Source organism: Halomonas sp. OfavH-34-E, assembly GCF_024124525.1.
Taxonomy (GTDB): Bacteria; Pseudomonadota; Gammaproteobacteria; order Pseudomonadales; family Halomonadaceae; genus Halomonas; species Halomonas litopenaei.
In genome coordinates this window covers 75523-96615 of record NZ_JAMXRY010000007.1, presented here as the reverse complement: position 1 = coordinate 96615, position 21093 = coordinate 75523, and the positions used below count along the sequence as shown (strand labels likewise).

Genomic DNA, 21093 nt, shown 5'->3' with positions numbered 1-21093 from the left:
CCGACAGCGCCTGTCCCGAATTCCGTCGTCACCGCATTACGGTCATACATGAAATCGACACGTACACAGCCAAACCTCTCCGATATCGCCTCTCGCTTGGGCGCTCGCCTGCACGGTGACGGCAGCCAACGTATCGTTGGCCTTGCGACGCTCAAGGACGCCGGCCCCGATCAGGTGAGCTTTCTTGCCAATCGCGCCTATCTGAAGGACCTGCCGTCCACCCGGGCGGCGGCGGTGCTGCTTCACGCCGACCATCTCGACGCCTGCCCGGTGCCAGCGCTGGTGCTGGACAATCCCTACCTCGGCTACGCCGAGCTTTCGCGCATGCTTGACCCCCAGGCCGACGCGCACCAGCCGGGCATCCATCCCAGTGCGGTGGTGGCCGAGGACGCCAGTCTGGGTGCCGACGTCTCGATCGGCCCCAATGCGGTGATCGAGTCAGGTGCTCGCCTGGGGGATCGTGTGGTGGTCGGGCCCGGTTCGGTGGTCGGGGCGGACTGCGAGATTGGCGAGGACGGTTTCCTGCACGCCAACGTCACCCTCTATCACGGCGTGGTCGTCGGCAAGCGTGTCATCTTGCACAGCGGTTGCGTGATCGGTGGCGATGGCTTCGGTTTTGCCCACGACGGTGGCGGTTGGCGCAAGATCGCCCAGCTCGGTGGCGCGGTGCTCGGCGATGATGTCGAGGTCGGCAGTTGCTCGAGCATCGACCGTGGGGCGCTGGGTGACACCGTGATCGGCAACGACGTCAAGATCGACAGCCAGGTGCAGATCGCCCACAACGTACACATCGGTGACCACAGCGCCCTGGCCGGCTGTGTCGGCATCGCCGGTTCCACCCGGGTGGGCCGCCACTGCATGCTGGGTGGCGGAGTGGGGCTGTCCGGCCACCTGACCATCTGCGACGGCGTCCAGGTCACCGGCATGAGCCTGGTGACCAACTCCATCCTCGAACCCGGGGTCTATTCCTCGGGCACCGGGGCCATGGAAAACAGTCAGTGGCGCCGCAATGCGGTGCGTTTCAAGCAGCTCGACAGTATCGCCAAGCGGGTCAATCGTCTGGAGAAGCGAGGCTCCGGCGAGGCTTGAGGGGCGGGTACAGGTCGGTATAATCCACCGCCTATTGCCGGTATGGTGCCCTTGGCCCCCGCCGGTCATGTCCTTCCAGGGAGAAGGGCTCTTGTCATTTCAGAGGTCGCTACGATGGTTATGGACATCAACGAGATTCGCGAATATCTGCCCCACCGCTATCCTTTTCTGCTGGTGGATCGGGTCACGGAACTGACCCTTGGCGAAACCATCGTTGCCTACAAGAACGTCAGCATCAACGAGCCGTTCTTCAATGGTCACTTCCCCCACCACCCGATCATGCCCGGCGTGCTGGTGGTGGAAGCGCTGGCCCAGGCCTGCGGTATCCTGGGCTTCAAGACCGTCAACAAGCTACCCGCCGATGGCTATGTGTACTACCTGGTCGGCAGCGACAACGTGCGCTTCAAGCGCCCGGTGATGCCGGGCGACAAGCTTGAGCTGCGCGCCGAGGTCGAGCGGGCCAAGCGGGGTATCTGGAAGTTCAAGTGCCGTGCCACCGTGGAAGGCGAGCTGGCCTGTGAGGCCGACATCATCTGTGCCGAGAGGAAGATCGCTTGATACATCCGACCGCCATCGTAGACCCCGGCGCCCGCCTGGCCGACGATGTCGAGGTGGGGCCCTTCAGTGTGATCGGCCCAGACGTCGAGATTGGCGCCGGGTCGGTCATCGGCCCCCACGTCGTGGTGCAGGGCCCCACCGTGCTGGGCGAGCGTACCCGCATCTTCCAGTTTGCCTCGGTGGGGGAGGCCTGCCAGGACAAGAAGTATCAGGGCGAGCCGACCCGCCTGGTGATGGGTGACGACAACGTCGTGCGCGAGGGCGTCACCCTGCACCGGGGCACCGTTCAGGATCGCAGCGAGACCACCATCGGCTCGCGCAACCTGTTTATGGCCTACGTCCACGTCGGCCATGACTGCGTGATCGGCGACGACTGCATCCTGGCCAATCAGGTCACCCTGGCGGGCCACGTGCACCTGGGCGACTTCGCGATCATTGGCGGGCTATCCGCCATCCATCAGTTCTGTCGTTTCGGCTCCCACGCCATGGCAGGCGGTGGCTCGATCATCACCAAGGACACCCCGGACTTCGTGATGATCAACGGCAATCCGGCCCAGGCCCACGGACTCAACGTGGTCGGGCTCAAGCGCCGCGGCTTTGCGACGGAAGCCATCCGCGCCCTCAGCGAGTCCTACAAGCTGGTGTACCGCCAGGGGCTCACCGTGGAACAGGCCATCGGCGAGATCCGCCAGCGCTTCTCGCTGGCCGAGACCGAAGCCTTCGTGGCCTCGATCGAGGCGTCCTCGCGGGGCATCATCCGCTAGGCAGTCGTCGGCCCGGCGGTCGGCGCCCGCAGCGGCGGGCGTCAGCCCCAGCGTCGTCGGTCATCTTGATGGCCGTCGTCGGCTTGGGCACCCTTCCATCGTCAGACTTGTTCAGCCAGTCAGGTATCCGTCATGACCCACGCTGCACGCGATGTCGCCAGCGAGACAGGCTCAATCCGTCGCGTCTATCTGGTGGCCGGTGAACTGTCCGGCGATATTCTCGGAGCTAGCCTGATGCGCGCGCTCAAGGCGCGTCATCCCGAGGTGGCATTCCGAGGACTGGGTGGCCCGCGCATGATCGCCGAGGGGCTCGAGTCGTTGTATCCGCTGGAGACCCTGTCGGTGATGGGGCTGGTGGAGGTGATCAAGCACCTGCCAGAGCTGATCCGCGTGCGCCGTACCCTACGCCGGGATGCGCTGGACTGGGAACCCGACATCATGGTCGGGATCGACGCCCCGGACTTCAACCTTGGTCTCGAGCGCCAGTTGCGCGAATCAGGTGTCACCACCGCCCACTACGTCAGCCCGTCTGTATGGGCCTGGCGTCAGGGGCGGGTCAAGGGCATCGCCCGCTCGGTCGACGCCATGCTGACCTTTCTGCCGTTCGAGGCGGCCTTCTACGTCAAGCACCGGGTGCCGGTGGCCTTCGTCGGCCATCCGTTGGCCGACGAACTGCCGCTGGTCAACGACCGCCGGGCCACGCGCGAGGCGCTGGGGATTGCCGTCGACGCCCGGGTGCTGGCGTTGCTGCCCGGCTCCCGGCGCAACGAGATCCGCTTCATGGGGGAGACCTTCCTGGAGGCTGCCGAGCGCCTGGTCAAGGCAAGGCCGGGGCTTGCGGTGGTGATCCCCGCGGCCACGCCCGAGCGCAGGCAGGAGCTCGAGGCGCTGCTGGCCGCGCGGCCGGCGCTTGCAGCCTGCGTCAGCCTGCTCGATGGCCAGGCCCGTGAGGCCATGGTGGCAAGCGACCTGGTGCTGCTGGCTTCCGGCACCGCGGCGCTGGAGGCGATGCTGTGTCATCGCCCCATGCTGGTGGGCTACCGCATGGCGCCGATGACCCATCGCATCGCTCGGCTGATGGTCAAGACCGAGTGGATCTCGCTGCCCAATCTGATCGCCCGCGAATCGCTGGTGCCGGAGTTGATCCAGGACGACGCCAGCAGCGAGGCCATTGCCACCCGCCTGGGCAAGTTGCTCGACGATGAAGCGGCGCGGACTGCGCTCGAGGCTCGCTTTGCCGCCATGCACGAGGGGCTGCAGCGTGACGCCAGCCGGCGTGCGGCGGAGGCCATCGAAGCGCTGGTCGCGGGGCAGCCGTTGCCGGATAGCGTATCGCCTCGGCTGGCCGAGGAGGTGGCCGAGGCCACGGCTGATGAAACGGATGATGTCCGTCAGGAGGCAAGCGGTGGCCGCTGAAGCGAAGTCCAGGCGCAGCAACAAGCCTGCCTTGCCGCCGCTGGTGGTGAACTATGATGGCAGCTTGCTGGCCGGTGTCGATGAGGTCGGTCGAGGCCCGCTGGTGGGCTCGGTGGTGGCAGCGGCGGTGATCCTCGATCCCTCGGTGCCGATCAGCGGACTCAATGACTCCAAGGCGCTGAGTGCCAAGCGTCGCGAGGCGCTAGACGGCCAGATACGCGAGCATGCGCTGGCCTACCATGTGGCCGAGGCGAGCCCCGAAGAAATCGACCGGCTCAATATCTATCACGCCACCCATCTGGCGATGCGCCGGGCCATCGATGGTCTGGCGCCGGCTCCTGAGTACCTGCTGGTGGACGGCAATCGGCTGCCCGGGCATCATGTTCCGGGCCAGGCAGTGGTCAAGGGAGATGCCCGCCATCCGGCCATCGCCGCCGCCTCCATCCTGGCCAAGGTGGCCCGTGACGCGGCCATGCTGGCCCTCGACGAGCGCTATCCCGACTACGGCTTCGCCCGCCACAAGGGCTACCCGACGCCTGAGCATCTGGCCGCGCTCGAACGCCTCGGGCCGCTGGCCGAGCATCGCCGGTCGTTTGCACCGGTAAAGCGTCAACTGGCGCTGTTCTGACCCGTTTTCACACACCCGCCACGGCGGGTCGAGGTAAGGCTTTCTCATGTCCGCTCCCTTCGTTCATCTTCGCGTCCACAGCGAGTTCTCCCTCGTCGATGGCCTGGTGCGCCTCAAGCCGTACGTCAAGGCGGGCATCGAGCACGGGGCGCCGGCGCTGGCGCTGACCGACGAGGCCAACCTGTTCGGCCTGGTGAAGTTCTACAACGGTGTCCAGGGCGCCGGCATGAAGCCGGTCATCGGCGCAGATCTGTGGCTGGTCAACGGCCACGACCTGGATCACCCCTATCGGGTGACCCTGCTGGCGATGAACGACGTCGGCTACCGCAATCTGACCGAGCTGATCTCGCGTGGCTGGGTCGAGGGCCAGCGCCAGGGGCGGGCCTACCTGGAGAAGGCCTGGGTGCTCGAGCAGAACGAGGGGCTGATTGCGCTGTCGGGTGGTCGCGACGGCGATGTCGGACGCCACCTGCTCAGCGATCTTCACGCCGATGCCAGGCGCCTGCTGGACGACTGGTGCCAGGCCTTCCCGGGACGTTTCTATCTGGAGCTGACCCGTACCGGCCGCCCGCTGGAAGAAGACTGTGTACACGCCTCGGTGGCATTGGCGCTGGACACCGGGGTGCCGGTGGTGGCCACCAACGACGTGCGCTTTTTGAAGCGTGAGGACTTCTGGGCCCACGAGACCCGGGTCTCCATCGGTGAGGGCAAGGCGCTCGACGATCCCCGACGTGAGCGCCGTTACACCGAAGAGCAGTACCTGAAGTCGCCCCAGGAGATGGCCGAGCTGTTCGCCGATATCCCCGAGGCGCTGGAAAACAGCGTGATGATCGCCGCGCGCTGCAACGTCGACGTGCGTCTGGGCGAGATCTTCCTGCCGGAGTACGGCATCCCCGAGGGCATGACCCAGGACGAGTTCTTCCGCAAGATCTCCCACGACGGTCTGACCGAGCGCCTCGAGGCGCTCTATCCGGTGGCGCAGCACCCCCGCGACAGTGACGAATGGGCGGTCCTCGAGCAACGCTACCGCGAGCGCCTGGACTTCGAGCTGAACATCATTCTGCAGATGGGGTTCCCTGGCTACTTCCTGATCGTGATGGACTTTATCCAGTGGGCCAAGGACAACGACGTGCCGGTGGGGCCGGGGCGGGGGTCCGGTGCCGGCTCGCTGGTGGCCTACGCCCAGAAGATCACCGACCTCGACCCGATCCAGTACGACCTGCTGTTCGAGCGCTTCCTCAACCCGGAACGTGTCTCCATGCCCGACTTCGACGTCGACTTCTGCATGGAGAAGCGCGACCGGGTCATCGACTACGTGGCCGAGCGCTATGGCCGCAACGCGGTGTCCCAGATCGTCACCTTTGGCACCATGGCCGCCAAGGCGGTGGTGCGCGACGTGGCCCGGGCCCAGGGCAAGCCCTATTCGCTGGGTGACAAGCTGTCCAAGCTGATCCCCTTCGAGGTCGGCATGACCCTGGCCAAGGCCATCGAGGAGGAGCCACAGCTCAAGGAGTTCCTCGAGGCCGACGAGGAGGCCCAGGAAATCTGGGACATGGCGCTCAAGCTCGAGGGCGTGACCCGAGGCACCGGCAAGCACGCCGGTGGCGTGGTGATCGCCCCCACCAAGCTGACCGACTTCTCTCCGCTGTTGTGCGATGAAGACGGCTCCGGCCTGGTGGTGCAGTTCGACAAGAACGACATCGAGGACGCCGGCCTGGTCAAGTTCGACTTTCTTGGCCTGCGCACCCTGACCATCATCGACTGGGCCCTGGAGATGGTCGACAAGGTGCGCTCGAAGGAGGGCCAGGGACCGCTCGATATCGACACCATTCCGCTGGATGACGGCAAGACCTTCGAGATGCTCAAGAAGGCCGAGACCACCGCCGTGTTCCAGCTCGAATCCCGCGGCATGAAGGAGCTGATCAAGCGCCTGCTGCCGGACTCGCTGGAGGACATGATCGCCCTGGTGGCGCTGTTCCGTCCCGGTCCGCTTCAGTCCGGCATGGTCGACGACTTCATCAACCGCAAGCACGGTCGGGCGGAGATCTCCTATCCGCACCCGGACTACCAGCACGAACTGCTCAAGCCGGTGCTGCAGCCCACCTACGGCATCATCCTGTACCAGGAGCAGGTGATGCAGATCGCCCAGGTGATGGCCGGCTACTCGCTGGGCCAGGCCGACCTGTTGCGGCGTGCCATGGGCAAGAAGAAGCCGGAAGAGATGGCCAAGCAGCGCGCCGGCTTCATGGAGGGCTGCGCGGCCAACGGCATCGATGCCGACCTGGCGGGCAACATCTTCGACCTGGTGGAGAAGTTCGCCGGCTACGGCTTCAACAAGTCGCACTCCGCCGCCTACGCCCTGGTGTCCTACCAGACCGCCTGGCTCAAGGCCCACTACCCGGGTCCCTTCATGGCGGCGGTAATGTCCACCGAGATGGACAACCTCGACAAGGTGGTGCCGCTGATCGAGGAGTGTCGTCACCTCAAGCTGACGGTGACCCCGCCGGACGTCAATGTCGGTGGCTACAAGTTCACCGTCGACGAAGAGGGGCGGGTGGTCTACGGCCTGGGCGCGATCCGTGGGGTGGGCGAAGGTCCCATCGGCGCCATCGTCGAGGCGCGCAGCGCAGACGGCCCCTTCAGCGACCTGTTCGACTTCTGTCGGCGGATCGACCCCAAGCGCATGAACAAGCGCACCCTGGAAGCCTTGATCCGTTCCGGGGCGCTGGACAACCTGGGGCCAAACCGCGCCGTGCTGGCCGCCTCGCTGGATGACGCCCTGAAGGCCGCGGCCCAGAGCCACAAGAACCAGAGCGCCGGGATGATGGATCTGTTTGGCGAGGCCTTCGCCCCGGACGAGGACGACAGCGCCAGCGATCCCTACGCAGACTATCTGCGCGTGCGTGAGTGGAGCGACCGCGAGCGCCTGGCCGGCGAGAAGGACACCCTGGGCCTCTACCTGACCGGCCATCCCATCGATGAATACGAGGAAGAGCTTTCGCGCTTCGTCTCGACCCGCATCGCCGACTTGAAACCGTCCCGCGAGTCCCAGCGGGTTGCCGGCCTGGTGGTGGCCCAGCGCACCATGAAGTCCAAGCGTGGCGACACCATGGCGTTCGTGACCCTGGACGACCGTACCGGACGCATCGAGGCGTCGCTGTTCGGTGAGCTCTACGACAGCGTGCGCGAGCAGCTCGACAACGCCGAGGTGCTGATCATCGAAGGTGAGGTGTCCAGCGATGACTACTCCGGCGGCCTGCGCCTGCGCGGCAAGGAGGTCACCCCCATGGTCCAGGCGCGCTCGCGCTTCGGTCAGGCGGTGGAGGTCTCGGTGGATGGTCGTGAGGCCAACGGTCGACTGATCGACAGCCTGCGCACGAGCCTCGAGCCTCATCGTCACCAGGAAGGCCTGCCGGTGCGCCTGCGCTACCGCAATCTGGAGGCCACCGGCTGGCTCGAACTCGACGAGCAGTGGAAGGTGCTGCCATCCGACGACCTGCTGATCGCGCTGCGTGAGGTCGAGGGCCAGGACGGCGTCCGCCTCAAGTATCGCTAGCGGCGCGGGGTTGCGAGGGCGCCTCTAGGACGATCTTGACCCGCTGCGCCTTGCGTGGCCCGGTCAGGGTGCGATAATGCACACCACTTTTTCTTTGCCATGGGTGGGCTTGCGACGACTGCGTCGCGCCCGCCTGACCATGACCACAAGGCTGGCCCATGAATCCCAACTATCTCGATTTCGAACAGCCCATCGCCGAACTGCAGGCCAAGATCGAAGAACTGCGTCTGGTCGGCAACGACAGCCAGGTCAGCCTGGCGGACGAAATCTCCCGACTCGAGGAAAAGAGCCGCAAGCTCACCGAGTCGATCTTCAAGGACCTGTCGCCGTGGCAGGTATCCCAGCTGTCGCGCCATCCCCAGCGTCCCTACACCCTGGACTACCTCGAGCACGTATTCACTGACTTCGACGAACTGCACGGTGATCGCGAGTTCGCCGATGACGCTGCCATCGTCGGCGGTGTGGCGCGACTCAATGATCGTCCGGTGATGATCATCGGCCACCAGAAGGGCCGCGACGTCAAGGAGAAGGTGCGCCGCAACTTCGGCATGCCGCGGCCGGAAGGGTATCGCAAGGCCTGCCGTCTGATGGAGATGGCCGAGCGCTTCAAGATGCCGGTGCTGACCTTTATCGACACCCCTGGTGCCTACCCGGGCATCGACGCCGAGGAGCGCGGTCAGAGTGAGGCCATCGCCTACAATCTGGCGGTGATGTCGCGGCTTGAGACGCCGATCATTTCCACCGTGGTGGGCGAAGGCGGCTCCGGCGGCGCCCTGGCCATCGGCGTGTGCGACGAGCTGATGATGCTCGAATACTCCACTTACTCGGTGATCTCGCCGGAGGGCTGTGCCTCGATCCTGTGGAAGAGCGCCGAGCGGGCCAGCGACGCCGCCCAGGCCATGGGGATCACCGCCAGCCGTCTCAAGGAGCTGGGCTTCGTCGACACCTTGATCAAGGAACCCCTGGGCGGCGCCCATCGCTTCCCCCATGAAACCGCCACCCGGGTCCGCGATGCCATCGGCGAAAGCCTCGAGCGCCTCGACGCCATGGATACCGCGGCGCTGCTCGAACGTCGCTACGAGCGTCTGATGAGCTACGGCGCCCCGGCCTGAGCTCGAACGCTCTGCATCGATGAGCGTCTGATGAGCTACGGCGCCCCGGCCTGAGCTCGAACGCTCTGCATCGATGAGCGTCTGATGAGCCACGGCGCCCGGCCTGAGCTCGAATGCTCTGCATCGATTGTGCGGCCCCCATCGTCCTGCGATGGGGGCCGTATGCATAGTAGGTGCCACCGCCCACCCTGACCCTCAGGAATCGCCGACATGCCGACGTCTCCCACCCTTGAAGCGCGAATCGAGCGGGCCCTCGACCGGGTGCCGCGACAGCGGTCGTTGTGGATCGCGCTGTCCGGTGGGCTCGACTCCTGCGTGCTGCTGGCGCTGGCGGCAAGGGCCTGCGGGCAGCGGTCGCGCCGATTGAGGGCGATCCACGTGCACCATGGCCTGCAGGCGGCGGCGGATGACTTCGAGCGCCACTGTCGCAGGCTGTGCGCGCAGCAGGGGGTAACCCTCGAGGTCGTCCGGGCAAGGGTGGACCGTACCTCCGGCAAGGGCCTGGAGGCGGCGGCGCGCCAGGCGCGCTACGACGCCTTCGTCGAATGCCTGGACGCCGGTGATGTGCTGTGGCTGGCCCAGCACAGTGATGACCAGGCCGAGACGCTGCTGCTGGCCGCACTCAGGCGCGCAGGCGTTGCGGGCCTTGCCGCCATGCCGGCGCGGCGTGAGGAGCGTGGCCTTTCGATCGAGCGCCCCTTGCTGGAGGTCCGGCGAAGCGAACTGGAAGCCGAAGCCCGGCGTCGCGGGCTCGATTGGGTCGAGGACCCCAGCAACGCCAGTCGCGAGTTCGATCGCAACTATCTGCGTCATGAGGTGGTGCCGGCGCTGGAGCAGCGCTGGCCCGACGCCGCGGACGCCCTGGCAGTGAGTGCACGGCATGCCGGCGAGGCGGCGGCACTGCTGGACGAATACGCGCTTGAGGATCTGGCGCGGCTGGGTGGCGACCCCGCCAGGCTGGAACTCGAGGGCCTGCTGTCGCTGTCACGGCGCCGTCAGCGCTGGTTGATCGGGCTGTGCATGCGTCGGCTGGGACTTGCGCCGGCACCGGGACCACGGTTGGACGATCTGCTCGAGCAATGTCATGCCCGGCGTGACGCCGAGGTCAAGGTGAGCTGGCCCGGGGCAGAGGCGCGGCTCTGGCGCGGTGCGTTGTGGCTGATGGGGGAGGGTGCCGGAGATCCGCTGGAGGTTGCCGAAGGCCCCTGGTCGCCAGGGAGCGCCCTGGTGGTCGCGGGGGTGTCGATGAAGCTGCCGACGACAGAGGAGGAAACGCCGCTGCCACTGTGGCTGCGCCAGCGCCAGGGCGGCGAAAGGCTGAGGCTTGCCGGGCGAGGAAGTCGCGACCTGAAGCGGCTGCTGCAGGAAGCTGGTGTGCCGCCCTGGCGGCGTGCCCAGGTGCTGGTGGTGTGGCAGGGCGAGGTCTGTGTGGCTGCGCTGGACGCCGGCAGGGGGTGCTGGATCGCCCTGGCCGAGGGCTGGACGGCGTCGCCCTTACGGGCAACGCCTGGGGCCGGCTGATGGCTTGGCCAAGGGCTCTGGCCGTGGCTTTTGACCAAGGGCTCTGGCCAGGGACCGTGTGAGAGGGCTCAGGCCTCGGCGTGGGCCGTGCCCGCGTGCAGCTTGAGCGCGAAGTCGGTATTGGCCAGGTAGTCGGCCTCGCGTTCCAGGTCGGTGCACAAGAGGCCTGGCTCGTCGCTGCCCTGGTAGTGCAGATGCAGGACCTCGCCGTCCACCTCGAGCCGCGGCGTCGCCGGCGGCTGCTCCGGGCGCGAATGGTTGAGGATCACCGCCAGTCGAAGCAGGCGTGCCAGGCGCTGGCTGTCACGCTGTTCGGCCTTCGGCAACAGCTGCCATTCCTTGCTCGGGAACTTGCGTCGGTGGGCGCGCACCAGGAAGGCCAGCAGGCGCTGTTCCGGGCGCGAGAAGCCGGCCAGATCCGAGTGCTCGAGCAGATAGGCGCCGTGGCGATGGAACTGACTGTGCGAGATCGACTGGCCGATCTCGTGCACCCAGGCGGCCCACTCCAGATAGCGGCCACGTTCCTCATCGAGCCCCCAGTCGTCGGCGACCTGGGCGAACAGCGCCTTGGCCGAGGCGGCCACATTGTCGGCCTGGCGAACGTCGACGGCGTTGTAGCGGGCCAGGGTCTCCAGGCTCTTTAGACGCGAGTCCTCGGGACTGTTGCGGCCAGCCATGTCGTAGAGCACCCCTTCACGCAGGGCGCCGTCGGCGTAGCGCATTTCGCTGAGGTCGAAGGCCTCGAAGATCGCGCACAGAATCGCGACACCGGCGGGAAAGACCCGGGCACGATCGGCCTTGAGCCCGTCCATGGAGACCTTGTCGAGCTGCTTGGTCTTGATCAAGCGCTTTCTCAACTTGGCCAGACCGTCGCGAGTGATCACTCCTTCCGGCGCGTCGCCTGCCGCGTGCATCACCGCCGCCGCCGCCTTGATGGTGCCGCTGGAGCCCACCGGGTCATCCCAGCCCAGACGCTGGTAGGGTCTGCGGATATTAGCCAGTTCCGACAACGCCGCGAGTTCGGCGTTGCGCATGCGCTTCTCGCTGATATCGCCGTCGCCGAAGAAGCGTCGGGTAAAGGTCACGCAGCCCATGGAGAGGCTTTCCAGCGCCTTGGGTTCGAACTGTTCGCCGATGATGAACTCGGTGGAACCGCCGCCGATATCGACGATCAGCCGGCGCCCGTTCTCGGCCAGGGCGTGGGCCGCGCCGAGGTAGATCAGGCGTGCCTCCTCGCGCCCGGCGATGATCTCGATGCGCGTGCCGAGCATGGCCTCGGCGCGGTCGATCAACTCCTGGCTATTGTGGGCATCGCGCAGTGCGTTGGTGCCCACCACCCGCATACGCGAGGCCGGGATGCCCTCGAGAAAGGGCGCAAAGCGAGCCAGGCAGTCCAGCGCCCGCGTCATGGCGTCCTCGTTGAGGTAGCCGTCGTCGTCCAGGCCCGCCGCCAGCTGGACCTTTTCGCCCAGCCGCGCCACCACCTGCAGCCGGTCATCCTGATAGTTGGCCACCAGCAGGTGAAAGCTGTTGGAGCCCAGATCGATGGCGGCCAGGCGGGCGGGGTCCTTGGTGGCGTCGTGGGGCGACTCGCGCAGGGTGCTGAGCGTATCCGAGGGTTGATTCATGGCGGGTCCTTCACTGGAGATGGATCAAGGTTGCGTTTCGCCCCGGGGGATGTCAATGATCCGGGTCCGCCACGGGGCTTGCGTTCCCCTTCCGGCTTGTCTAGTATCGTGTCATTCGCCTGTTTCGAATGTGTTTTCCCGGTCGCGCCGCCGCCGCGACGTGACCATCCCAAGTCGTCAGACAGCCCGCACGACGTCAGCTCCGCTCCCGGCCAAGGCCCCGGCCCAAGCCCGCGAGACGCTGGCAACGGCGAATGAACCTGCTCCCTCGTCCAGACGCTGGCGTGGATCTCCCCTCCGGAGAATCCAGTCAATGGCCCTATTATCTTTACCTGGCCTCGCACGAGCAGCCTCGGGCTCTGAACGCACTCAATCGGCGTGTCTTTTCGCCCCTCGGCGCCTTGCCGCCCGGCTTCCACGAGTAATTTCTGAACTCTGATGAATCTGACCGAACTCAAGCAAAAGCCCGTGCCGGAGCTTCTCGATATCGCCCGCGAGATGGGTATCGACAACCTGGCCCGGTCCCGCAAGCAGGACATCATCTTTGCCATCCTGAAGAAGCACGCCAAGAGCGGCGAAGACATCTTCGGCGATGGCGTGCTGGAGATCCTTCAGGACGGTTTCGGATTCCTGCGCAGCGCCGACAGCTCCTACCTGGCCGGCCCCGACGATATCTATGTGTCGCCGTCCCAGATCCGGCGCTTCAACCTGCGCAAGGGCGACACCATCTCCGGCAAGATCCGCCCGCCGAAAGAAGGCGAGCGCTACTTCGCGCTGTTGAAGGTCAGTCAGATCAACCTGGACCGGCCGGAGAACGCCAAGCACAAGATCCTGTTCGAGAACCTCACGCCGCTGTTTCCGCAGGACCGTCTGCGCATGGAGATCGGCAATGGTTCCACCGAGGATCTGACCGCGCGCATCATCGACCTGACCGCACCCATCGGCAAGGGCCAGCGTGGCCTGATCGTGTCGCCGCCCAAGGCGGGCAAGACGCTGATGCTGCAGAACATCGCCACCTCGATCACGCGTAACAACCCCGAGTGCCAGTTGATCGTGCTGCTGATCGACGAGCGCCCCGAGGAGGTCACCGAGATGTCGCGCACCGTGCGCGGCGAAGTGGTCGCCTCGACCTTCGACGAGCCGCCGGCGCGTCACGTCCAGGTGGCCGAGATGGTGATCGAGAAGGCCAAGCGTCTGGTCGAGCACAAGAAGGACGTGGTCATCCTGCTCGATTCCATCACCCGTCTGGCGCGCGCCTACAACACCGTGGTGCCGTCCTCCGGCAAGGTGCTGACCGGTGGTGTCGACGCCCACGCCCTGGAAAAGCCCAAGCGCTTCTTCGGTGCCGCGCGTAACATCGAGGAGGGCGGCAGCCTGACCATCATCGCCACGGCCCTGGTGGATACTGGCTCCAAGATGGACGAGGTGATCTTCGAGGAGTTCAAGGGCACCGGTAACATGGAAGCCCACCTGGATCGCCGTCTGGCCGAGCGTCGCGTCTATCCCGCGCTCAACATCCGCCGCAGCGGCACCCGTCGTGAGGACCTGATCGCCTCCGACGAGGAGATGCAGCGCATGTGGATCCTGCGCAAGCTGCTCAACCCGATGGACGATACCGCGGCCACCGAGTTCCTGATCGACCGACTCAAGGACACCAAGACCAACCTCGAATTCTTCGAGGCGATGAAGCGCCGCTAGCGTTGGCCAACGCCGCGCCTGGGCGGTCGCCAGACGCAAGGTCCAGGTGACCGAGGTCAAGACGAGGGGCAGCATGCTATGCTGCCCCTTTTGTGTTCAGGGGAGCGAGGCAATCGCATGAAATATGGTGACTTGCGTGACTTTATCGCGGGTCTCGAGGCCGCCGGCGAACTCAAGCGGGTGACCGCCGAGGTGGACCCCTATCTCGAGATCACCGAGATCTGCGATCGCACCCTGCGCGCCGGTGGCCCTGCGTTGTTGTTCGAGAACGTCAAGGGCAGCGAAATGCCGCTGCTCGGCAACCTTTTCGGCACCCCCAAACGCGTCGCCATGGGCATGGGCCAGGACTCGGTGGAGGCGCTGCGCGAGGTCGGTGAGCTGCTGGCCTTTCTCAAGGAGCCGGAACCTCCCAAGGGCTTTCGCGATGCCTGGGAAAAGCTGCCGATCTTCAAGCAGATCATGAGCATGGGTCCCAAGACCGTGCGCTCGGCACCGGTCCAGCAGCGAGTCTTCGAGGGCGATGAGGTGGACCTGGATCGACTGCCGATCCAGCACTGCTGGCCCGGTGATGCCGCCCCCCTGGTGACCTGGCCGCTGGTGATCACCAAGGGCCCGCACAAGAGTCGTCAGAATCTCGGTATCTATCGCCAGCAGAAGCTCGGCAAGAACCGCCTGATCATGCGCTGGCTGTCCCATCGTGGCGGCGCGCTGGACTTCCAGGAATTCCAGCAGGCGCACCCCGGCGAGCCCTTCCCCGTAGCGGTGGCGCTGGGCGCCGACCCGGCGACCATTCTGGGGGCGGTGACCCCGGTGCCTGACTCGCTGTCCGAGTACGCCTTCGCCGGGCTGCTGCGTGGCTCGCGCACCGAACTGGTCAACTGCGGTCACGCCGACCTGCAGGTGCCGGCGTCTGCCGAGATCATCCTCGAGGGCTTCCTGTACCCCGATGATACCGCGCCGGAAGGTCCCTACGGCGACCATACCGGCTACTACAACGAGGTGGAGACCTTTCCGGTGTTCACCGTGACGCGCATGACCATGCGCAAGGACGCCATCTACCACTCCACCTACACCGGACGTCCACCGGACGAGCCTGCGATCCTCGGGCTCGCCTTGAACGAGGTGTTCGTGCCGATCCTGCGCCGCCAGTTCCCTGAGATCGTCGACTTCTATCTGCCCCCGGAAGGCTGCTCCTACCGCATGGCGGTCGTGACCATGAAAAAGCAGTACCCGGGCCACGCCAAGCGGGTAATGATGGGGGTATGGAGCTTCCTGCGTCAGTTCATGTACACCAAGTTCGTGGTGGTGCTGGATGATGACGTCGACGCTCGCCAGTGGGAGGACGTGATCTGGGCCATCACCACCCGCATGGACCCGGCCCGCGACACCGTGATGGTCGAGAACACCCCGATCGACTACCTCGATTTCGCCTCTCCGGTGGCTGGGCTCGGCTCCAAGATGGGCCTGGACGCCACCAGCAAGTGGCCGGGTGAAACGGACAGGGAGTGGGGCGTGGCGATTGCCATGGACGACAGCATCAAGTCCCGGGTCAGCGAGCGCTGGGACGAATTCGACATTCCTCTCCCCGACAGCAACAAGAGGTCGACATGACGGCAAGGACCCTGACCTGCCAGGTCATCGAGGTCGAGGACCTCACCCCTGACGTGTTTCGCGTGATTCTGGAAGGACGCGCCGAGGCCATGGCCCATGCCCCGGGCCAGTACCTGGAAATGTGCCTGGACGATGACTGCTGGGTGCCCTTTTCCATCGCCAGCCGCCATCGTGACGATGGGCGACTCGAGCTGCATATTCAGCACTGGCCCGAACGCTCCAACTCGGCCCAGCTCAGGGCCATGCTGGTCGAGGCCCAGCACCTGACCGTGCGTCTGCCGGGGGGCGACTGCGTGCTGGATGGTGAAAGCGATCGTCCGCTGACGCTGATCGCCGCCGGTACCGGCTTCGCCCAGATGAAGGCGATCGTCGAGGCGGCGCTCCACGCCAACCCCGGGCGCTCCATCAGCCTGTGGTGGGCGGCCAAGGAACGCCGTGATCTGTACGCCGAGAGCCTGGCCCGGCAGTGGGTCGCCGAGTCCGATAAGGTCAGCTTCCACGCGGTCTGCGAGGAAGGCTTCGAGCAAGGCTTCGCCGACGAGCGGGTGCACGCCCATCATGGCCGTATCGACGCCGCACTCGCCGCCGAGCTTGGCGATGTGTCGGGCCACGACGTCTATCTGTCGGGCTCGCCCGGCATGGTCTATGCCTGTGTCGACGTGCTCGCCTCGCTGGGGCTGGACCCGTCACGGGTGTTCTCGGACGTCTTCGCCTACGCGCCACGCGACCCTCTGGTGCCGGTGGTCGGTAGCCTGGTCGGGGAAAAGCAGTCATGAGCGCGTCGCCGATCCTGATTACCGGTGGCGCCCAGCGTCTGGGGCGTCACTGCGCCGAGCGCCTGGTACAGGACGGCCAGCCGGTGATCATCAGCTATCGCCGCGAGCGCCCGGAGCTCGAGGCCATGCGCGAGCGCGGCATCGTCACCCTCCAGGCGGACTTCTCCAGCGAAGACGGCATCCTCGACTTCCTGGAGCGGCTCAAGAGCGAGACCGGATCGCTTCGCGCCATCGTCCACAACGCCAGCGACTGGGCACCGGACAGCGATGGCGAGGATGCCGGGGCCGCCTTCGAGCGGCTGTTCCGTATCCATATGCTGGCGCCTTACCTGATCAACCTCCACGCCAAGCCCTTGCTCGACGCCTGCAGCGAGCCCCAGCGGGACATCGTCCACATGACCGACTATGTGGTGCAGAAGGGCTCGCGCAAGCACGCCGCCTACGCCGCCACCAAGGCCGGGCTCGACAATCTGACGCTGTCCTTCGCCGCGCGTTATGCCCCTGAGATCCAGGTCAACGCCATTGCACCCGCGCTGATCATGCTCAATCAGGGCGATGACGAGGACTATGCCGCCAAGGCCAGGGCCAAGTCGGCGATGGACATGGTGCCGGGGCCCGGGGTCATCTACCAGAGCCTGCGCTACCTGCTCGACAACCGCTATGTGACCGGGACGACCCTGGCTGTGGACGGTGGCCGCCACCTGCGCTGAATCGCCGGCGGACTCGCCTGACCCGAGGAATCCCCCTAGACTCTGGATGACCCTGACAACAACATCACAAGGAGGCGACCCATGGCTCATCACGACGACGACCTGCATGGCGACAGCTCTCACGACGGCTTTCATGACGAAAGCGGATTCCTGACGATCTTTCTCGGCCTGGTGGTGATGGTCGGCATGACCTGCCTGCCGGCGACCATCGGCTGGGTGCAGCTGGCGACAGGCTAGCCAGGGACGTCAGTCGACCATGGTCGACGGCACGGCGCTTTTCCTGCCCGTGCACAGGGGTTGCCATTTGCTCCGGCGCGGGGCAGGATGAAACAAGATTCGAGGAGACACCGATGACCGATCACGCAAACCCGACCCGACCCCGACCCGATGGCAGCGAAAGCGCCCTCGTCGGTGCCGTCGTGGGCTCGGATTGTGTGCATGCGGACGCGGTGTCCTTTTATTGGCCCAGCTTTTCCTGGTATTGGTTTGATACCGGGGCGCTGGTGCGCGAGGCCTGATCCAAGTATCTGGCACTCGCGAGGCGCTCCCCCCCAGGGCCGCCTCCCAGAACCCCCGGACGGCTGCCCGTCCGGGGGTTCCTTGTTTGTATGGCCAGACGTTTTCACTCAGTAGCACTCACCTGCGAAAGGCAGGCAACCGGAGCAATGACATGACCGCATATCGACTCTTCGCCAGCACCATTTCCCATGGCTATGCCTATGGCGATAGCTGGCGATTTATCGACGCGCGGTCGGCCCAACTGGCCACCTCCGACCGTGAGCGCCTCGGTGGTCGACGCACCCAACGATGTACGACCACACGGAGCTGATACCATGACCGCCAGCCTTTCGCTTGCCACCGCCGACCTCAACGCTGCCGCGACGCAAGAGACCGCCCCCCAGATGACCCTGCCGACCCCGCAGGCGCTCAAGCGCCAGTGCCCACTCGGGACGACCCTGAGCGATCGCGTCGACGCTCAGCGTCAGCAGATCCGTGACATTCTCGAGGGTCGTGATGATCGCCTGCTGGCGGTGGTCGGGCCCTGTTCGATCCATGACCCCAGGTCGGCGCTTGAATACGCCCGGCGTCTGGCCTCCCTGGCCGACAGCATCCGTGATCGAGTGCTGGTGGTGATGCGGGTGTACGTCGAGAAGCCCCGCACCACCGTGGGCTGGAAGGGCCTGGCCTATGACCCGGACCTGGATGGCAAGGGCGACATGGCGCGTGGGCTCGAGCTGTCACGCCAGCTGATGCGCGAGATCGTCGAGCTGGGTCTGCCGGTGGCCACCGAGATCCTGCAGCCGATGATCGCTCCTTACCTTGAGGACCTGCTGGCCTGGGTCGCGATCGGCGCACGCACCACCGAATCCCAGCTGCATCGCGAGATGGCCAGTGGCATCGGCGCGGTGGTCGGCTTCAAGAACGCCACCAGCGGCGACGTCCAGGTGGCACTGGACGCCATGCGCTCGGCCGCCCACCCCCACCAGCACTTCGCGGTGGGCGAGCAGGGGCAGCCGGTCATGCGCGAGACCGCCGGCAACCCCTACACCCATGTGGTGCTGCGGGGCGGCCACGGTGAGCCCAACTACGGGGTCGACGCGGTCGCCGCCGCCAGGAAGGCGCTGATCGGCACCGGCCTGCCGCCGCGGCTGATGGTGGACTGCAGTCACGCCAACGCACGCAAGGACCATCGCCGTCAGAGCGAAGTCCTGCTCGAGGTGCTGGCCCAGCGTCTGGCCGGTGACACCTCGCTGATCGGGGTGATGCTCGAAAGCCACCTGAACGAGGGCAAACAACCCCTGGAGCCCGGCAAGCTGCGCTACGGTGTCTCGGTCACCGACGCCTGCATCGGCTGGGAGACCACCGAACACCTGTTGAGCCTGGCTGCCGAGCGTCTTGCCCAGCAGGGTTGAGCCCGACGATGCGAACGAACCAGACCAGAGGCCCTTTCGGGCCTCTGGTCGTTTATGTCCGGCGTAACTGGCTCGCGTCGCGGGTGGGGACGTGACTCAGCGGCAGACGGGTCATACCTGATAGAAGCTGTCGCAGCGGAATTTCGCCTCGCAGGCCGCCAGTTGGCTGCGGTAGCGGGAAGCATAGTGGGTGGGGACGTGACTCAGCGGCAGAAGGGCCATATCTGATAGAAGCTGTCGCAGCGGAATTCCGCCTCGCAGGCTGCCAGTTGGCTGCGGTAGCGGGAAGCATAGTGGGTGGCCACCTGACTCAGCGGCAGAAGGGCCATACCTGATAGAAGCTGTCGCAGCGGAATTCCGCCTCGCAGGCCGCCAGTTGGCTGCGATAACGGGAAGCGGTGCTGGCCACCTCCCGCGCCGCGCGTTGCACCGCCGGCTTGGCGCGATAGCTGCCGCGCTGATAGCCGCCCTGGCCTTCGTGGTAGGCCAGGTACAGGTGCTCGGGGTTGGACAGTGACACCCCCGTCATGCGCCGCGTGCGGGCGTTGTACCAACCGATGAAGTCGGTGGCGTCGTCCATGTCGGTGCGACTGGCGAACAGCCCGCCGGCGTCATCATCGTATTCGCCCCATACCGGATCCTGGGCCTGGGCATAGCCGTAGGCCGAGGACGGGCGCGTCCACGGAATGAAGCCCAGTAGCTTGGTACGTGGCGGCCTGACGTGGCTGCGAAACGACGACTCGCGCTTGATGAAGGCCATCTGGGTCCAGGGGGGCGTGCCCCACTTTTCATAGGAGGCCTGGGTGGCGTCGTACCAGTCAGGCTGCTGGCGAAAGATCTCGCACAGATTGTCCTGATGGCTCGGCGGCGCCGGGGCGAAGGCGGCGCAGCCGCTGAGAGTAACAAGCGCCGCGGCAAGCACCGTAGTGAGTAGAGCAGACCGCATCCCTGGCATGGCCCGTTTCACAACATTTTCCCGTTTTAGTGATATCGCCCCCAGTATGCCCTCCCGTGCACTGTCGGGTCATCCTCACATGTCCCACCGGCTGCTTCGGGTCATCGGAGAGGGGGCGATGGGGCGAACGCCTTCGATGTCCGATGACGTCTGAGTTCGATCATCCAGCGCCATGCTCAAGGCCAGGACGGTCATTTCTTGCGGGAAGGCAAACGGGTTGTATCAAGGTGCCTGTTGTTCGCCTATGGTAGCGGTTGCCGCTGAAAACGCCTGTTGAAGCCAAACCACCACCTTGTCGAGGATGGCATTGTCGGACATTGTTTGGCTCCTGATCAGGTGGTAGTGCAGTCCCGGTAGAAACGGGCCGAATGGCACCTCCAGCACACCACGAGCGATCTCATCCTGCACCAGGGTCAAGCCCAGCAGGGCCACGCCCTGGCCGGAGATAGCGGCCTGGATCGCGTGACTTTCTTCGGAGAAGGCGAGTCGAGGCCCCAGCACGGCAGGGGTAGACCCCACCGCCTGACACCACTGAGCCCAGCCGGGCAGGCCAAGGTTCGGACAGTACCAGTCGAAATCGATATGACGAACACCCCTGAGGTCGTCGACGCCAGCCAGCTGGAGTTGCGGGCTGGCGACCAGGGCAATGCGATCGGTCGCCAGGGTCACCACCTCATGGTCCGGATAGGGGCCCATACCGTAACGAATCGCCAGGCGGGTTCCATGCGTCAGATCAAGCACGCTCTCGCTGGCATGGATATTCAAGGCGATATCGGGATTCGTCGAATGAAAGTCGGTCAGTCGAGGAAGCAGCCACTGGCTGGCGAAGGCCGGAGTGCAGGAGAGGGTGACGCTGGCGGGTGTCGTTCGCTTGAGCAGACTTTCCAATGCGTCGGCGAAGGCGTCAAAGCCCTGGCGTAGCACGGGAGAAAGCTCCGTTGCCGCGTCGGTCGGGATCACCTGGCGGGTGCGACGCTCGAATAGCGCTACGCCGAGCCAGCTTTCCAGTTCACGTACCTGGTGGCTGATCGCGGCGGGCGTTACCGCCAGCTCTTCAGCCGCCCCCTTGAAACTACGGTGACGTGCTGCCGCCTCAAAGGCACGCAACTGCGAGAGTGGTAGTCGGCGTCGTTGCATCGCATCCCTATGGACAAAAAA

Annotated in this window: 18 protein-coding genes; 15 read left to right on the top strand and 3 right to left on the bottom strand. The window is 65.6% G+C overall.

What is annotated here, in order from left to right:
• Nucleotides 1-48: 48 nt before the first annotated feature.
• From lpxD to tilS, 8 genes are all read left to right on the top strand, one after another.
• Nucleotides 49-1089, top strand: a complete 1041-nt coding sequence (lpxD, locus tag NH448_RS05085) for a UDP-3-O-(3-hydroxymyristoyl)glucosamine N-acyltransferase (RefSeq protein WP_045991178.1) — start codon at nucleotides 49-51, stop codon at nucleotides 1087-1089.
• Nucleotides 1090-1203: 114 nt separating this feature from the next.
• Nucleotides 1204-1647: a 3-hydroxyacyl-ACP dehydratase FabZ gene (gene fabZ / locus NH448_RS05080; protein ID WP_045991177.1), complete on the top strand. Its 444-nt coding sequence runs from the start codon at nucleotides 1204-1206 to the stop codon at nucleotides 1645-1647.
• Nucleotides 1644-2411, top strand: a complete 768-nt coding sequence (gene lpxA, locus NH448_RS05075) for an acyl-ACP--UDP-N-acetylglucosamine O-acyltransferase (RefSeq protein WP_045991176.1) — start codon at nucleotides 1644-1646, stop codon at nucleotides 2409-2411. Before fabZ ends, lpxA begins: the two co-directional genes overlap by 4 nt.
• 132 nt (nucleotides 2412-2543) lie before the next feature.
• Nucleotides 2544-3827 carry a lipid-A-disaccharide synthase gene (gene lpxB, locus NH448_RS05070; protein WP_253028476.1) on the top strand — a complete coding sequence of 428 codons (1284 nt, stop codon included), beginning with the start codon at nucleotides 2544-2546 and terminating at the stop codon, nucleotides 3825-3827.
• A complete protein-coding gene (gene rnhB / locus NH448_RS05065) occupies nucleotides 3817-4455 on the top strand; it encodes a ribonuclease HII (RefSeq protein WP_231498598.1) in 639 nt (212 codons plus the stop codon). The genes lpxB and rnhB overlap by 11 nt, the downstream gene beginning before the upstream one ends.
• A 46-nt stretch (nucleotides 4456-4501) precedes the next feature.
• Nucleotides 4502-8011: a DNA polymerase III subunit alpha gene (gene dnaE, locus NH448_RS05060; protein ID WP_253028475.1), complete on the top strand. Its 3510-nt coding sequence runs from the start codon at nucleotides 4502-4504 to the stop codon at nucleotides 8009-8011.
• Between the two features lie 158 nt (nucleotides 8012-8169).
• The gene (locus NH448_RS05055; protein ID WP_045991173.1) at nucleotides 8170-9123 is read left to right on the top strand and encodes an acetyl-CoA carboxylase carboxyltransferase subunit alpha; all 954 of its coding nucleotides are present in this window, start codon (nucleotides 8170-8172) and stop codon (nucleotides 9121-9123) included.
• A gap of 210 nt (nucleotides 9124-9333) precedes the next feature.
• A complete protein-coding gene (gene tilS / locus NH448_RS05050; RefSeq protein WP_253028474.1) occupies nucleotides 9334-10644 on the top strand; it encodes a tRNA lysidine(34) synthetase TilS in 1311 nt (436 codons plus the stop codon).
• Between the two features lie 68 nt (nucleotides 10645-10712).
• Here the strand turns inward: tilS and ppx are convergent, their stop codons facing one another.
• A complete protein-coding gene (gene ppx, locus NH448_RS05045) occupies nucleotides 10713-12272 on the bottom strand; it encodes an exopolyphosphatase (RefSeq protein ID WP_108449746.1) in 1560 nt (519 codons plus the stop codon).
• A gap of 438 nt (nucleotides 12273-12710) precedes the next feature.
• On the opposite strand from ppx, the gene rho reads away from it, so the two are divergent.
• From rho to NH448_RS05010, 7 genes are all read left to right on the top strand, one after another.
• Complete coding sequence (gene rho, locus NH448_RS05040; RefSeq protein ID WP_045991171.1) at nucleotides 12711-13970, top strand: transcription termination factor Rho; 1260 nt, start codon at nucleotides 12711-12713, stop codon at nucleotides 13968-13970.
• A 117-nt stretch (nucleotides 13971-14087) separates the two neighbouring features.
• Nucleotides 14088-15581 (top strand): 4-hydroxy-3-polyprenylbenzoate decarboxylase, encoded by a 1494-nt coding sequence (gene ubiD / locus NH448_RS05035; RefSeq protein ID WP_045991170.1) that lies wholly within the window; start codon nucleotides 14088-14090, stop codon nucleotides 15579-15581.
• Entirely contained in the window at nucleotides 15578-16357 is a 780-nt protein-coding gene (locus tag NH448_RS05030; protein ID WP_108449747.1) for an NAD(P)H-flavin reductase, read from the top strand. Before ubiD ends, NH448_RS05030 begins: the two co-directional genes overlap by 4 nt.
• Nucleotides 16354-17067 (top strand): dihydromonapterin reductase, encoded by a 714-nt coding sequence (gene folM / locus NH448_RS05025; protein ID WP_108449748.1) that lies wholly within the window; start codon nucleotides 16354-16356, stop codon nucleotides 17065-17067. The genes NH448_RS05030 and folM overlap by 4 nt, the downstream gene beginning before the upstream one ends.
• 81 nt (nucleotides 17068-17148) lie before the next feature.
• Nucleotides 17149-17304 (top strand): hypothetical protein, encoded by a 156-nt coding sequence (locus tag NH448_RS05020; protein ID WP_181248593.1) that lies wholly within the window; start codon nucleotides 17149-17151, stop codon nucleotides 17302-17304.
• A gap of 113 nt (nucleotides 17305-17417) precedes the next feature.
• Complete coding sequence (locus NH448_RS05015; RefSeq protein WP_253028473.1) at nucleotides 17418-17585, top strand: hypothetical protein; 168 nt, start codon at nucleotides 17418-17420, stop codon at nucleotides 17583-17585.
• 315 nt (nucleotides 17586-17900) lie between these two features.
• Complete coding sequence (locus tag NH448_RS05010; RefSeq protein WP_108132293.1) at nucleotides 17901-18980, top strand: 3-deoxy-7-phosphoheptulonate synthase; 1080 nt, start codon at nucleotides 17901-17903, stop codon at nucleotides 18978-18980.
• A 310-nt stretch (nucleotides 18981-19290) separates the two neighbouring features.
• On the opposite strand, the gene NH448_RS05000 is transcribed toward NH448_RS05010, so the two are convergent.
• Nucleotides 19291-19926 (bottom strand): lysozyme-like domain containing protein, encoded by a 636-nt coding sequence (locus tag NH448_RS05000; protein WP_253028472.1) that lies wholly within the window; start codon nucleotides 19924-19926, stop codon nucleotides 19291-19293.
• Between the two features lie 231 nt (nucleotides 19927-20157).
• Entirely contained in the window at nucleotides 20158-21072 is a 915-nt protein-coding gene (locus NH448_RS04995) for a LysR substrate-binding domain-containing protein (RefSeq protein WP_222570006.1), read from the bottom strand.
• Between the last annotated feature and the right edge of the window lie 21 nt (nucleotides 21073-21093).